The 14,841-nt window shown below is 58.6% G+C and carries 15 protein-coding genes; 8 read left to right on the forward strand and 7 right to left on the reverse strand.

From position 1 onward, the window contains the following. Nucleotides 1-246 precede the first annotated feature (246 nt). From ACNAZS_RS13300 to ACNAZS_RS13315, 4 genes are all read left to right on the forward strand, one after another. Nucleotides 247-1,542, forward strand: a complete 1,296-nt coding sequence (locus ACNAZS_RS13300) for an O-acetylhomoserine aminocarboxypropyltransferase/cysteine synthase family protein (RefSeq protein ID WP_415789963.1) — start codon at nt 247-249, stop codon at nt 1,540-1,542. A 163-nt stretch (nt 1,543-1,705) separates the two neighbouring features. Then, nucleotides 1,706-2,431 (forward strand): FadR/GntR family transcriptional regulator, encoded by a 726-nt coding sequence (locus ACNAZS_RS13305; RefSeq protein WP_415789965.1) that lies wholly within the window; start codon nt 1,706-1,708, stop codon nt 2,429-2,431. A gap of 34 nt (nt 2,432-2,465) precedes the next feature. Continuing rightward, on the forward strand, nt 2,466-3,269 hold the full coding sequence (locus ACNAZS_RS13310) for an aldolase/citrate lyase family protein (protein WP_415789967.1): 804 nt from the start codon (nt 2,466-2,468) through the stop codon (nt 3,267-3,269). 89 nt (nt 3,270-3,358) lie between these two features. Further along, entirely contained in the window at nt 3,359-4,291 is a 933-nt protein-coding gene (locus ACNAZS_RS13315) for a 2-hydroxyacid dehydrogenase (protein ID WP_415789969.1), read from the forward strand. A gap of 135 nt (nt 4,292-4,426) precedes the next feature. On the opposite strand, the gene ACNAZS_RS13320 is transcribed toward ACNAZS_RS13315, so the two are convergent. Further along, on the reverse strand, nt 4,427-5,305 hold the full coding sequence (locus ACNAZS_RS13320) for a TetR/AcrR family transcriptional regulator (RefSeq protein ID WP_415789971.1): 879 nt from the start codon (nt 5,303-5,305) through the stop codon (nt 4,427-4,429). Nucleotides 5,306-5,520: 215 nt separating this feature from the next. Here ACNAZS_RS13320 and ACNAZS_RS13325 point away from each other — a divergent pair, with 215 nt between their 5' ends. The 4 genes from ACNAZS_RS13325 to ACNAZS_RS13340 are packed head-to-tail and all read left to right on the forward strand — an operon-like array spanning nt 5,521 to nt 8,935. Further along, a complete protein-coding gene (locus ACNAZS_RS13325; RefSeq protein ID WP_415789973.1) occupies nt 5,521-5,892 on the forward strand; it encodes a VOC family protein in 372 nt (123 codons plus the stop codon). A 1-nt stretch (nt 5,893) separates the two neighbouring features. Next, nucleotides 5,894-7,117: an acyl-CoA dehydrogenase family protein gene (locus tag ACNAZS_RS13330; protein ID WP_415789975.1), complete on the forward strand. Its 1,224-nt coding sequence runs from the start codon at nt 5,894-5,896 to the stop codon at nt 7,115-7,117. A 13-nt stretch (nt 7,118-7,130) separates the two neighbouring features. Continuing rightward, nucleotides 7,131-7,688 carry a flavin reductase family protein gene (locus ACNAZS_RS13335; protein ID WP_415789977.1) on the forward strand — a complete coding sequence of 186 codons (558 nt, stop codon included), beginning with the start codon at nt 7,131-7,133 and terminating at the stop codon, nt 7,686-7,688. A gap of 29 nt (nt 7,689-7,717) precedes the next feature. After that, the gene (locus ACNAZS_RS13340; protein WP_415789979.1) at nt 7,718-8,935 is read left to right on the forward strand and encodes an MFS transporter; all 1,218 of its coding nucleotides are present in this window, start codon (nt 7,718-7,720) and stop codon (nt 8,933-8,935) included. A gap of 50 nt (nt 8,936-8,985) precedes the next feature. Here the strand turns inward: ACNAZS_RS13340 and ACNAZS_RS13345 are convergent, their stop codons facing one another. Genes ACNAZS_RS13345 through ACNAZS_RS13370 form a run of 6 tightly spaced genes read right to left on the reverse strand, consistent with a single transcriptional unit; the run spans nt 8,986 to nt 14,836 of the window. After that, a complete protein-coding gene (locus ACNAZS_RS13345) occupies nt 8,986-9,885 on the reverse strand; it encodes a DMT family transporter (RefSeq protein ID WP_415789981.1) in 900 nt (299 codons plus the stop codon). 42 nt (nt 9,886-9,927) lie between these two features. Next, complete coding sequence (locus ACNAZS_RS13350) at nt 9,928-10,989, reverse strand: histone deacetylase family protein (protein ID WP_415789983.1); 1,062 nt, start codon at nt 10,987-10,989, stop codon at nt 9,928-9,930. A gap of 24 nt (nt 10,990-11,013) precedes the next feature. Further along, nucleotides 11,014-11,298, reverse strand: coding sequence for a cupin domain-containing protein (locus tag ACNAZS_RS13355; RefSeq protein WP_415789985.1), 285 nt, complete (start codon nt 11,296-11,298; stop codon nt 11,014-11,016). 49 nt (nt 11,299-11,347) lie between these two features. Next, complete coding sequence (locus tag ACNAZS_RS13360) at nt 11,348-12,979, reverse strand: ABC transporter ATP-binding protein (RefSeq protein ID WP_415789987.1); 1,632 nt, start codon at nt 12,977-12,979, stop codon at nt 11,348-11,350. Between the two features lie 10 nt (nt 12,980-12,989). After that, a complete protein-coding gene (locus ACNAZS_RS13365) occupies nt 12,990-13,829 on the reverse strand; it encodes an ABC transporter permease (RefSeq protein ID WP_415790332.1) in 840 nt (279 codons plus the stop codon). Next, a complete protein-coding gene (locus ACNAZS_RS13370) occupies nt 13,829-14,836 on the reverse strand; it encodes an ABC transporter permease (protein ID WP_415789989.1) in 1,008 nt (335 codons plus the stop codon). Before ACNAZS_RS13370 ends, ACNAZS_RS13365 begins: the two co-directional genes overlap by 1 nt. Nucleotides 14,837-14,841: the final 5 nt, after the last annotated feature.

Genomic DNA, 14,841 nt, shown 5'->3' on the forward strand with positions numbered 1-14,841 from the left:
TTCTGTTGCGCACATGTATGAGCAGCTCAGTCTCATCAGCATCGTACGAATGCCCTCCCGCTTGGAGTTCGGTCCCATCGGAATGTTGTGAGCAGCTGATTCCCCAAGCATCGTGCTACCGGCCTTGCGCGAAACATTGCGAGGTATTGCCGTAGAGCTGACCACCGGCGAATCCGGAGATACCAATCTGTTCGGTCGGTGTTTTCTGGACTGAATCATTAACAAGCAATTCTCCTGGAGCATCTGATGACTGAACCGAAGAAGCCTGAATGGCGGCTTGAAACCGTGGCTGTGCATGGCGGCTACCGTCCCGATCCGACCACGCGCGCCGTGGCGGTGCCCATCTACCAGACCGTGGCGTACGCGTTCGACGATACGCAGCATGGCGCGGACCTGTTTGATCTGAAGGTGCCGGGCAATATATACACGCGCATCATGAATCCGACGACCGACGTGCTGGAGCAGCGCGTAGCGGCTCTGGAAGGCGGCATCGCCGCGCTGGCGCTGGCGTCGGGACAGGCCGCGGTGACTTACGCCATACAGACGATAGCCGAAGCGGGCGACAACATTGTGTCGTCCAGTACGCTGTACGGCGGTACTTACAATTTGTTCGCGCACACGCTGCCGCAGTATGGCATCACCACGCGCTTCGCCCAGCCCGCCGACCTGGCCGCCTTCGAAGCGCAGATCGACGAGCGCACCAAGGCTATCTTCGCCGAATCCGTCGGCAATCCGCTGGGCAACATCACTGACATTGCCGCGCTTGCCGAACTGGCACACCGTCATGGTCTGCCGCTGATCGTGGACAACACCGTGCCATCGCCGTATTTGTTGCGTCCCATCGAGCACGGTGCCGACATTGTGGTGCAGTCGTTGACCAAGTATCTGGGCGGCCATGGTACCAGTCTGGGCGGCGCCATCATCGACTCGGGCAAGTTTCCTTGGGCCGAGCACAAGGATCGCTTCAAGCGCCTGAATGAACCGGACGTCAGCTACCACGGCGTAGTCTATACCGAGGCCTTCGGCCCGGCGGCCTACATTGGCCGTGCTCGCGTGGTGCCGCTACGGAATACGGGGGCGGCGATTTCGCCATTCAACTCGTTCCAGATCCTGCAAGGGATAGAAACCCTGGCGTTGCGGGTGGATCGCATTGTCGAGAATGCCGTGAAGGTCGCGAACTACTTGCGCGAACACCCGAAGGTGGAATGGGTCAACTATGCTGGATTGCCGGACCATCCGGATCACGCGTTGGTTCAGAAGTATCTGGGTGGTAAGGCGCCCGGGCTGTTTACGTTCGGGGTCAAGGGCGGTCGCGATGCCGGCGCGCGCTTCCAAGACGCGCTGCAGCTCTTCACGCGCCTGGTCAATATCGGCGATGCCAAGTCGTTGGCCACGCACCCTGCCTCTACGACGCACCGCCAGCTGAATTCGCAAGAGCTGGAAAAGGCGGGTGTACGCGACGAAACCGTGCGCCTGTCCATCGGCATCGAGCACATCGATGACCTGTTGTTCGATCTGGACCAAGCGCTGGCGAAGGTGTAATCGGAGTGACGCTGCGTCCCACAGCGTCTTATTGAAATTTGCCACGAGAGGACCACTAGCGCGTATTCATTCCGAGGACATCCGGGTTTATAGGTGTATTGATCGGGCGAGTTTTCCTTTACATTGACTGGCCTGACCACTCGACCACTGGGATGTGCTGGACATGATTCCCCTTCAAGCCGTCAGTTCTCCTCGTCTCTATCGGATCATCGCGGGGCAGATCGCCGGGCGGATCCGCGAGGGTGAGTTCGCGCCCGGCGATCGGCTTCCTTCGGAACGAGACTTGGCCGAGCATCTGCAGGTCAGCCGGGCGTCGGTGCGCGAAGCCTTGATTGCGCTGGAGCTTGAGGGTTATGTCGACGTCCGGGTGGGAACCGGTGTTTTCGTGACGAACACACAGGCGGGCGAGCGGCGCGAGATCAAGGGGGTCCCCTCCATCCATGATGCCGGCGGCAATGATATGGGGCCGTTCGATCTGCTGGAAACGCGCCTGCTGCTGGAACCCGAGTCCGCCTCGCTGGCGGCCCAGGTGGCCTTGCCCGCGCAGATTGTCGCAATAGAAGCGGCGCATCGGGCGATGAATACGGCCGACGCGCCGGGGCGTCATGATCGCGCCTTTCATCTGGCGATCTCCGCTTCTTGCGGCAATGCGGCGTTGGCTTCGGCGATTACGCATTTATGGAGCCTGAGCCAGAGCAGTCCGGTTTATTCGCGTATGGAGACCCATTTCGTCACACGGCACGTATGGGAGCAAGCCAAGCTGGAGCACGAGCAGATTCTCAACGCTATCGCGCAGCGCGACCCGGGACGAGCACGCCATGCCATGCATGATCACCTTGTCGGCATCCTGGCGCGCCTGCGGGCGGATTTTGGACGAACGTCGCTGTAAAGCGCGTATTCAACCCGACACATGGATCAGCATCATGTCGCTCCCTAATCCCCCCGGCAATCATTCCAGTCTCGTGAGCCATGAGGCCCGCGCCTGCCTGCCTGACGGCGTTTCATCGAGATCTCGAAGCTGGCTGTTCGTGTCGGCGCTGGACAGTGCCGCCCAGCGTCGCGCATTGGGCTCTGGCGCCGACGTCCTGGTAGCCGATCTGGAAGAATTGACAGCGCCGCAAGATAGACAGGCGGGATGCATTCGCGTGGTGGATTTCATGGCGGAATGCCGGCAGGCTGGCGTGGTGACGGCAGTGCGCATCAATTCCCTGGACGAGGGTGGCCAAGGACAGCTCGAGAAAGTCATCGAAGGCGGGCCGGCCGCCGTGTTGATATCGCAGACTGAGGCGGCGCGGCATATCGAGGAACTCGATGCGTTGCTAGGGGCGTGTGAAACCCGGCTGCGGTTGCCACTGGGGCATACTGCCATCGTGCCGGTGCTGGCTTCGCCGTTGGCCGTCGTGCGCACATTCGAGGTGCTCGCCGCCAGTTCGCGCGTCAAGGCAGGTATGCTGGCGGGCAGGAGGCTGGCCAAGGTCTTGCAAATGGAAAATCCGGACGACGCGACGGCGCTCAGACATGTGCGTAGCCGTTTCGCACTGGAATGTGCAGCCGCCGGATGCCTGGCGGTCGACAGTGGGTACGCTTATCCGGACGCCCAGGCGCTGGCGGACGATCTGGCCTGGGCGCGCGGCGTCGGCCTGAGGTCGAAGCACGCGATATCTGAAGATCAGGTGGCCGCGCTGAACCAGGCGTTGTTGTCGTCCAGGCAGATACCGGAGAATTAGCTTGAACGCCTGCGCTGAAGTGAGGCTGACGATATGATCATCTCTGATCTGTTGGCTTTTTCCCTTGAAACTTTGGACTATAGATTGACGTGAACATCATTTTTGCCTCTACCATGGATCTGGACGGTGACGCCTGGATCAAACCGCTGCAGGCCGCCATCCCGTCTGCCCGCATTCATGGCTGGTCTGCTAACAGTGCCTCAGTGGGCGCGGATATCGCGATTGCCTGGAATCCTCCCAAAGACCTGTTCCAGCGCGAAACCGGGATACGGGCTGTGTTCAATCTGGGAGCCGGGGTCGACGCGTTGTTTCGCTTGCCGGGTCTGGGCGACGACGTCTCCGTCGTCCGCATCGAAGATGCGGGTATGGCCGTGCAAATGGCGGAGTACGCGGTATATGCCCTGGTGCGGGCGTCGCGCCAGTTCGACGAGTACGAACGTCTGCAAAAGCTCAAACGCTGGGATCCGCAACCCGATATACAACGCGCTACATGGAGCGTAGGGGTATTAGGCATGGGCGTGATGGGGACACGGGTGGCTCAGACGATCGCGAGCCTGGACTATCCCGTGGCGGGCTGGTCGCGCAGCGGCAAGGAACTGCCGGGCGTACAAAAATTTGCGGGTCCGGATGAATTGCCCGCGTTCCTGGCGCGTACGCGTGTCCTGATCAATACCTTGCCCCTTACCGATGAAACGCGCGGTATTCTTCGCCGGGAAACCTTGCAGCAATTGCTGCCGGGCGCTTATCTGATCAGCATGGGGCGCGGCGCCCATCTGGTCGAAGAAGACCTGCAGCCATTGTTGGATTCAGGTCATCTATCGGGGGCGACGCTCGATGTTTTCGGAGAGGAGCCTTTGCCGCAACAGCATCCGTTCTGGTCGGATCCACGCATTACCATCACCCCGCACGTGGCTGCCGCCAGCCTGCGCGAGGAAACCATTGAACAGGTATCGGACAAGATCAATCGTTATCTGCGCGGTGAGCCGCTGACCGGTGTGGTGGAGCGCGACAGGGGATATTGAGATTTGGGATTTACAGTATCTGTATAAGGAAAGGGCGCGAATTTCAGCGCAGGTTGAAATAGGTAAGACCCGCTGTAAATCAGTGGGCGATGCCGTTTCGCCGTGCCGATCCACGGATGGGCTGCTTCGCTAAAATCATGTTTGCGGCTTCGAGGCCTCTCGAGAGTGTTTCAGCACCTGCGTTGCGCCCAATAGAAAGCTGTCAACACGCATGTCGATCACTCGTCCGAGATCCTTCGGCACTGGCAATCCATAGATCCACCTGCGCATACCAATATAAAAGACGCCCGAGTGCATGGACCAAATCAATTCGATTTCGTCTTCAAGTTCGTCTGCATTGCGCGGTTCAGGAATGCCGAATTCTTTGCGCATTTCACGCGCGATCACAATGAAGTGGCGCTCACGCAGCAGCGCCACGTATCGCTGGTTGATGCCTTCACGGGTCAGACCTGCCGAGATAAAAATCCTTATCCAATCGTTCTTCAGAACAAATTGCGCATAGTCTTTTAAATAGTGCTTCAGCCTATCTGCCAACGGCCGGCTGCTATCCGAAAGCCAGTCTTCCCAGACTGGATCCCACCTGCGAACGAATACTTCGTCGTAGACACGATCAACCAGTGCTTCCTTGGTCGCAAAGTGGTTGTAGAGAAGCGGTTGGGTGATGCCTAGTGCGCGGGCGATCTCGTGCGTGCTGACACTGAAACCACGTTCAGCGAACAACTGGATGGCCTTCTGAACGATCTGTTGTTCGCGAGCTTCCTTGGACAGTCGCGGCTTGGAAACACGCGGTGCGTCGACTGTTTTTTTCCCTGCTGCAGACTTATTTGGTCCTCGTTTGGCAGTGGTGGGCTGCTCGATTTGGTCTGTTGTCATTCCGGTCCCAGTGGGTTTTTTCCCAAAGAAGGGCGTGAAGCTGTCATCCAAGTTCAGTATAGCCCGGCTCCCCACTGCGTTCGTGATCGACTCATTAGCAATACACGCGTTTTCCCTAGTTAAAAAGTGCTTGGTCATCATGAAAAGCAGAAGTATTATTTATCGAATGATAAATTAAATAGTGGATACTGCTTTGAGGCTTTCGACTAAAAATTGGTGCTTATAGAAATAAATCATCTATAGAACTGATGTTTTATTTTATATAAATTATCAATCAATCAATAAAAGGATTCTTTCGTATGCCAATTCGGAAATTGGGCCACTTCTCAGTCCGAACGCCCCATCTCGAGGAGTCGATGCGCTTCTATGTTGAGATTCTGGGTCTTCATATCGGCTACCGTCCTCCATTGCATTTTCCTGGTTATTGGCTCTATCAAGGCGGAGACGAAGCAGATTTTGGCGTGGTCCATCTCATCGGCACCGGAGGAGGCGGGTCAGGCCTTGCGGACTACCTAGGCGAAAGGAAAGAGACGGGGCACGGCACCGGTGCGCTTGACCACCTGGCTTTCCTAGCAGATGACATCGATGAGTTTCGTGAGCGTCTCGATAGCAACGGGATTGCTTATCAGCAAAGGAATGTGCCTGGTCTGGATCTTCGCCAGTTGTTCTTTGCAGATCCCTCTGGAATCACGATCGAGATGAACTTTTCTGGTGCTCAAGGAGTGTGAAATGGACCCTTTGGTAAGAAAACAAATAATGAACTTATCCAGTCAACTTGATGGCGTTGATCTCGTTGCAAAAGCGACGGCAATGATCCCCTTCCTTCGTGAAAAGGCGGATGAAACCAATTCGCTGCGACACCCGCCTGAGGAAGTCAGGCTACGCCTGAAGACTGACGGCGTGGCGCGTCTATGGCAGCCAAAGCGATATGGTGGGGCGGAGGGCGGACTGATCGAAGGCGCAGACATCTTGCGAGAGATAGGTCGCGGTTGCGGTTCGACAGCGTGGATTCTCGCTCAGAACATTATGCATAACCTGATGCTTGCGAACTGGCCGCAGCAGGCTCAGGATGAGATCTGGGCTGGCAGCCCGGACGCGCTTGTCAGTGGGATACTGATCCCGGGTATCGGCAAGGCAGTGAAGTGCGATGGCGGTTATATGCTCTCGGGCCGGTGGCCATTCGTCAGCGGATGCGAAATCGCTGACTGGATTATTTTCACGGGTGAATGTGTCATCGACGACACTGCAGAAAAGAAAGAACTTCATTTCGTTCTGCCCAAGGACCAAGTCAACATTCTAGATACTTGGTACACGATTGGACTACGAGGCTCATCGAGCCAGGATTGTGTTCTGTCGGACGCTTTTGTGCCCGAGCACATGGCTGTCACGCTGGACGATCTCAAAGGGAAAGGTTCTAGTCCCGGCTCCAAGGTCAATACGGGCTGGCTCTATAAGGTTCCCCTTTACAGCTTATTCGGCTGCTATATCGGCAGCGCGGCACTTGGCGTTGCTGAGGCTGCGGTCGACTACTTCCTTGAGAATGCCCGAAAGCGCGTATCGACCGCGTCAGGCAGCAGTGTCTCAAATTTCACCACGCAGCAGGTAAAGGTTGCTGAGGCGAAAACCGCTGTGCTGGCAGCACGCCAACTCATCTACTCGGTCCTTGCCGACGCCGAAGCGCTGTTCAAACGGGGTGACATTTCGACCGTCGAGGATAGGACGCGCTATCGGGCTATCGCGACTTACGCGGGAAAGCTTGCCGCATCCGCGGTGAATCTTGTGCTGGACGCAGGCGGTGGCGGCGTGATTTACGAACGAAATCCCATCGCTCGATGCGTATCGGACGTCACCGTGGCCCATCGCCATATCACCCAGAATTGGGACGTCAATGCTTCGACCTACGGCCGCGTTCTGCTCGGACTTCCGTGTGGCGTCGACGCGTTGGCGGATTAGCAGGAGTGCTCAGATGATCGAACCCCTTGGCCCCACCGTCGCCGTGAAGACGGCGCGTTCAGCCGCTTTGGAGTCGGTGTCTCGCGACACCTTTCTCTCGGCGATGCGTCAAGCCGCATCACCTGTCTGCGTCGTGACGACGACCAGCAATGGTCAACGGATGGCGTTGACCGTCAGCTCATTCCTGTCGGTCTCGGCAGATCCGCCTTTGATCTCGGTGTGCATCAATCGTGATAGTCGCATGTGCAGCGCAATGACCGACAGCGGAATTTTCGGTGTGCATATTCTTGCAGCTGATCAAGCGCACATCGCAGACTGCTTCGCCGGCCGGCCCAAGACCGGGCAAGCCTACGATTTTTCATGCGTCGAGTGGATCAACCAGAGCGACGGTCGGGAGCCGATGATGTCAGGCGTTTCCATGTCGGCCGAGTGTTCAATCGTATCTGCCACCGACGCGGGTACGCATCGCCTTTTCATCGCCGCGGTAAATAGTCTGACAACCAACGAAAAGCGACCGCTCCTTTACTGGAACAGGCTGTATGGATTTCCTGCGCACGCATCGGAAGTTTGAGTATCTGAACTCAATTTCAAGGGGACATCGTGAAAAATCGCTGGGCAGCGCTAGCCATCGTCTTCATCTCCTTTCTCCAGTTCACTATTAACTGGTTCTGTATCGTGCCCGCCTTCGACGGCATCGTGACGGACATGGAGATTTCCTTCGCCCAAGTGGGCATCATTGTTGGTGCCTTCATTGCAGGATATGGCCTCGCGCACATTCCGGGCGGGTGGTTGGCGGAACGCTTCGGCATGAGGGCCGCCATGCTTTCCGGGATAGCCATCCAGACTGCCGGTGCGGCAGTATCTGCAACGGCGCCATCTTTCGAAATACTGTTAGCGGGTCGATTCCTTTGCGGCATTGGAGGTTCGATCTACATTGGCAGCGCCATCGGGTTGACCGCAGCCTGGTTTCGCGGAAAAGAGCTGGCGACGGCTAATGGCATCATCCAGGGTGGCGCTTTCACACTCGGTGCAGCCATCGGGATTTACGCTTGGAGACCGGTGATCGTGGCATTTGGATGGCAGGATGCGCTAATGATCGGCGCACTGATCGGCGTGGCCACATGGGTGTTTGTTCTGCTTTTCTTTCCGACGCCTCCAGGCAGTAGCGACGATGTGCTCGAAGGTCACCATCTAGGAAAGGACTCGCTGAAACGCGTTTTTGGCAATCCGGCCTTATGGATCATGGGGATCGCCCTCCTGGGCGCGTACGGGAGCTACTTCAGTGCCGCTCAACTGCTGCCGCACTACGCGCAAACAACATTCGACGTCGATGCCTCGGCGGGTGACGCCATCAGCGTGATTCTGATGTTGAGCGGAATCGCTGGCGGCATTATCGGGGGGGTGTGTGCCGACCGCTTCTTTGGTGTGCTACCGACCTTCATTGGCGCTTGTACGCTGCAAGGGCTCATGTTCCTCATGGTCCCCTACGTTGATCTGTTCGGTGTCCAAGTGGCGGCAGGCGTTATCGGTGCGTCCTTGATCGCCGCATTCGTACCGTGGGTATCGATACCAGGTCAACGCGACAGTGGATTCCTGATTTCGGACGTTCCTACGGCTATAGGCCTTATGTTGACCATCGTCGCAGTGGGCGGGGCAACGGTTGCGCCAGTCTTTACCCGGATTGCAGCAACGTGGAGCTTTGATGTGGCATGGATTTTTCAGGGCGTCATCACCATCGGCTTTGCGTTCCTCGCCTTGCTCGCCAAGTCTAGGCGCGCTCCAGCGGTCGAGGTGGGTCGAGGGGCGGAATTCAGTTAATTGCCGGCGACAAGGGATATTGATCGGGCAAGGGGTAGGCCCGTATGGGCTCAAGCCGACGGGGTACTGCGGCGGGGTAGGACGAGAAAGACGCCCGCCGCGGTGATCAGCGTAATGCCCATCATCGCCAGCGAGTCGGGTGGCCGGTTGAACAGGAACGTGCTAAATGCCACAGCCATGAGCAACTGGCCATAGTTCAGGGGAGCTAGCGTGGACGCGGCCACGCGCTGGAAGGCCGCGATCAATAGCAGATGCCCAGCGCCGTTGCTGATGCCCAGGCTCAAGATGAACAGGAAGTCGGGTAGATCGGGCCAGGGGTCGGGCAGGAAGAAAGGTGCTGGCAGGCCCGTGATTACCAGGCAGACGAAGGCGGTGTAGCCGTATTGGATGTGCCCAGGCACTTTGCCCGCGAGCTTGCGCGTCAATAGCTGAAAGATGGAAAAGCTGATGGCCGAGACCACCATCAGCGCAGTACCCAGGACGGGTAAGTCGTTGCCCGGCCGTACGATCAGCAGCATGCCGACGAAACCGGCGAATACGGCCAGCCATTTGGCGAACCCGACTTTTTCTTGCAGAAACCAGCGCGACAGCACGACGACGATGAGCGGCGAGGTGAAATAGATGGCAGTCGCTTCGGCCAGCGGCATCCAGATCAGGGCAGTCATGAAGCAGGTACCCACAGTGCCTAGCGCAACGCCCCGCGCGATCAACAGCCCTTTGTGCGGCGCGTCGCGCAGCCTCGGCCCGCCATGCTTGATCAGTATGGCGACGGCCACGAGCGCCACGGTGGCATAGCGCATGATGTTCAGGAAAGGCGCAGGATAGGTCTCGAGCAGATACTTGGAGGACGCGTCGAAAATGGAAAATGTCAGCAGGCCGCACAGAAACAGCAGAACGCCCACCTTCTGTGAGGCGGGCGCCGCAAGCGTGGATACGGGTGTGGAGCTCATGGGTGTCAGGCGGGTGTGCTTATTCCGGATTCCTTGCGGATATCAGGATTGAGTGGCTCTCAGGCCCCGCAATAGCGAGCCCAGGGCTTCACCGATGACCTCCAGCATGTAGCCACCCTCTTGGACGACGACGGTGGGCAGACCCAGTGAGCTGATCCGTTCGCCGATTTGACGATAGGCGTCGAGATCCAGGCTGAGGACACTGATGGGATCGTCGCGGTAGGTGTCGAAACCCAATGCCACGACCAGCGCTTGGGGCCGGAAGTCGCGCAGAGTGATCAGGACCTCGTCCAGTGCGCCGATGAATCCCTCCGTCGTCGTGCCATGAGGCAAGGGTACGTTGACGTTGTAGCCGTGCCCGCTGCCGTATCCCTGTTCGTGGGCATAGCCGGAATAGAAGGGGTAATAATCGCCCGGATCGGCATGCAGGGACACGGTCATCACGTCCGAACGCAGGTAGAAGATGTTCTGGGTGCCGTCCCCGTGGTGGGCATCCACGTCCAGGACGACGACGGAGGAAAAGGTTTCCCTCAGGCGCTGCGCCGCAATGGCGCTGTTGTTCAAATAGCAGAAACCGCCCGCCCGATCATAATGCGCATGGTGCCCGGAGGGGCGGCACAGTGCGTAGGCAATGTCCTTGGTCGCGCTGGCCCAGTCGGCTGCGGCAATGGCAGCGTGCGTGGAACGTAAGGCGGCCTGCCATGTGTGTGGCCCGATGGGGCAGGAAAGGTCGCTGAGATAGTATCCAGCCTGGGCGATGATGGATGTCGAGGGGCAGGGACCGCGTCCCGCTTGCTCGATGCGACCATTGTGGTACGGAGACATATTGGGCAGGACTTCGGGGCCAGGCTCCAGGCCAGGCCGTTTTAAGTGCTGCCATCGGGAATAGGCATTTTTCAAGAATTCAAGGTATTCCAGGCTATGCACGGCCAGCATGGCGTGCCCATAGTCCGGCGGGACTTCGCTCGCAATTCCCATCTGGGCGAGCATGTCGTTCAGCACGCGTGCGCGGGCCGGGACGTCGGTGGGTGCACAGATACGCCCGGCGCGCATGAATTGCTGCGGCTGATGCAGCAATTGCTCTTCAGAGAAAAATGCTTTCATGTTGATTCCGAAAAAACTCGCCGCTTACTTGATTTCGACTTCGACGAACACGAATTCGGTTTCCGAGGGATTGACGACATTGTGTTCCACGCCCACTGGCCTGAAGTACGAGACGCCCGAGGTCAGTTGGCTTGTCACTTCGCCATCTGGCGTTTCCAGCAGCAGCGGGCCGCTGGTTTGCGGGATAACCACGTAATTCATGCCGTGGCGATGCCAGCCGGTTTCTCCGCCGGGAGGGAAGCGCCATTCCGTCACCTTGACGGTGTCATTGTCTATTTGCACGGTGGGAATTGCTGCCGGACGCGTCATGGTTTACTCCTGATGTTCAACCGCAAGACTAATGTTTTCCTTGGCTGCGCTATGCCGTTTCCGATTGGGTCGGATCCCAGTGCTTGCCCGGCACGGCGGCGATCAATTTCTGCGTGTAAGGATTCTGGGGGGCATCGAAGATCCGAGAGGGCTGGCCATATTCGACGATCTTGCCCTGATGCATGACCACGACCGCATTGCAGATCTGAGCTGCCACGCGCAGGTCATGTGTGATGAAGATCATGGCGATTTGCAGTTCCCGCTGAAGCGTTCGGAGCAGATCCAGCACTTGTGCCTGCACGGAAACATCGAGGGCTGACACGGATTCGTCCGCTACCAGCAGCTTTGGATCCAGGGCGAGTGCGCGGGCAATGCCAATGCGCTGGCGTTGCCCGCCTGAAAATTCATTGGGATAACGATTGAAGGCGGAGGCGTCCATTCCCACCAGATCCAAGAGCTCGCGCGCGCGCGTTTCGGCGCGGGCGCGTGGCTTCCCGTTGGCGACTGGGCCATCGCTGAGAATTTTGCCTATGGGGTGACGTGGATTGAGCGAGGCGAACGGATCCTGGAAAATCATCTGGATATTGTGACGCATCGGGCGAAAGCGGCCTTCAGACAGGGGTGCGATATCTTCGCCCTGGAAAAGCATTTGCCCGCTGTCGACGCGGATGAGCTTGAGTAAGCATTTCCCGACTGTGGATTTGCCCGAGCCGGACTCGCCCACGATACCCACGGTCTCGCCACGGCTGACCGTAAAACTGACGTCGTCGACCGCTCGGACGATGCGCTTGACGCCCAGCAACCCGCCGCCGGAAACGTAGGTCTTGTGCAGATTGCGGACCTCGAGGACAGGCACGGGTTTTTCCGCAAGTGGGCTTTCGTCCATGCGGCGGTGGGGCACCGAGGCAATAAGGCGCTTGGTATAGGGATGCCGGGGTTGGTTGAGCACGTGTTCGACGGGCCCTTGTTCAACCAGTATCCCTTTCTCCATGACGGCGACGCGGTGCGCGATCTCCGCGACCACACCGAAATCGTGCGTCACGAACATGACGCCCATGCCTTTCTCTTTCTGGATGCGGGCGATCAGCGCGAGTATCTGCGCCTGGGTGGTCATGTCGAGCGCAGTGGTGGGCTCGTCGGCAATCAGCAGGGCAGGCTCGAGTGCCAGCGCCATGGCGATCATGACGCGCTGTCGCTGGCCGCCTGACAGGCGGAAGGGATAGACGTCGTAGAGCGTGCCGGGATCGGGCAGGCCCACGAAGTTCAATAGATCGAGCACGCGTTTCTTGCGCTGTTCTCCGGGATACTTGTCGTGCACCTGCATGACTTCGCCGATCTGCTTGCCGATAGTCATGAGCGGATTCAGGGCCGACAACGGCTCTTGGAAGATCATGCCGATCTCTTGGCCGCGCATGGCCTGCAGTTGGCTTTCGGGCTGTGTGAGCAAGTCGACGCCCTTGAAGAGGATGCGTCCCTGCGTGGGTTTGAGGTAGTCGGGCAACAATCCCATGATGGCATTGGCGCTCATGGATTTCCCGGATCCGGATTCGCCGACGATGCATAGGATTTCGCCAGGGAAAATGTCATACGAGACATCTTCGACGGCGTAGGGACGGTCGCCGCCGACGGGAAGCGGAATGGAGAGATTCTGTACCGAGAGCAGGGGTGTCTTGCTGTCCATGTCGCGCTCCTTATTCGCCGCGCTTGCGCAGTTGCGGGTTCAAGGCGTCGCTGAGACCTTCGCCAATCAGGTTGATAGCCAGCACCGTGATGAGGATCGCCACGCCTGGCCATACGCTCATCCACCAGGCTTCACGAATCATGGTGCGCGCCGCGCCGATCATGAAGCCCCAGCTCATCATGTTGCGGTCGCCTAGCCCCAGGAAGGACAGCGCCGATTCCGTGAGAATGGCCGTAGCTACCATGAAGGACGCCGATACGATGATGGGTGACATGGCGTTGGGAAGGATCTGCGACCAGACGATGCGAGAGGGCTTTTGGCCGATCACGATGGCGGCCAGAACGAACTCGCGCTGCTTGAGTGTCATGAATTCAGACCGAACCAGGCGCGCGGCCGGCGGCCATGACACCACGGTGATGGCACCCATGATGGAGTAGATGGAAGGTCCCATGACGGCCACAATCACCACTGCCAGCGCCAGTTGCGGAATAGTCTGGAAAAACTCGGTGAATCGCATCAGCGCGTCGTCGATGCGGCCGCCGCAATAGCCAGCCGCTGCGCCGATCGCAATGCCGAAGGCCAGCGCGATGGCGGTGGACAGCAGACCGACCATCAGGGAAACACGCGCGCCCCATACCAGGCCGGCGGTGATGTCGCGGCCCAGCATGTCGGTGCCGAACGGATAGGCCGTATCGGTGAAGGGCGGGATGAGTGGCGAGTCGACCATCATCCAAGGGGAGCTCTCGTAGAGATAGGGGGCGGCGACCGCCAGTGCGGCCACCACGAGGATGATGCACAGACCGAACACGGCGCCGTAGTTGCGCGCATATCGTTTCGCGAATTTCTTCATCATGCGGCTCCCGGTTCGCCACCGGCCGAAATGCGCGGATCGACGAGTCGATACGTGATGTCGGTCAGGAGATTGAAGAGGACGACCATGGTCGATGTGATGAGGAAAATGCCCATCAAAAGCTGGTAATCGCGTTGCAGGAGCGCATCGAACATCAGCCGGCCGATGCCCGGCCAGGCGAACACCGTTTCAGTGAGGACCGCGCCGCCCGCCATCTGCCCCAACTGGATGCCGGCGAAGGTAATGACGGGAAGCAGCGCGTTGCGCAACACATGGACGCGGATGATGCTGCCGGGCGGTACGCCTTTGGCCCGGGCCGTCTTGATGAAGTCCATGCCGATGACTTCAAGCATCGAGGCGCGTGTGAGCCGCACGTAGAAGGCCATGAAGAAGCAGCCCAGGGTGATGGTGGGCAGGATCAGATGCATGGCGATGTCTTGCGCTCGTGCAAGACCCGTCAGGTTGGAGCCGACGGACTCCATGCCGAAGGCGGGCAGCCATCCGAGCACGACGGAAAACAAGAGGATGCCCATGAGAGACAACCAGAACAGCGGCGTGGCGTACAAGACCAGCGCGCCCGTCATGACGGTGCTGTCCAGCCATCGGCGCTTGTTGCTGTAGCGGGCTTTGGCCGCTACGACACCCAGCAGGACGCCCATGATGATCGAGAACAGAAAGGCGCAACTCATCAGCAGGAAAGTGGCGGGCAGGCGTTCCAGGATCAGGTCGAGGACAGGCACGTGGTTGCGGTACGAAAAGCCGAAATCCAGTTGGACGACACCTTTGAGGTACAGGTAAAGCTGAGTGAGCAGGGGCTCGTCCAGTCCAAAGGATTCACGCAGGCGTGCAACATAGGTGGGATCGCTGGAGCCGGCCTGGCCGGCCAGCACTGCTGCCGGATCGCCGGGGGCAAGCCGGATAAGGAAAAAATTGACGATTACGACGCCCAGGATCACGAAGAGTGCCTTGGCTAGCCGCGAGACAAGAAACGAAAGAGATAATTTCATGGGCG

This window comes from Bordetella tumulicola (genome assembly GCF_965138755.1).
Lineage (GTDB): Bacteria > Pseudomonadota > Gammaproteobacteria > Burkholderiales > Burkholderiaceae_B > Bordetella_A > Bordetella_A tumulicola.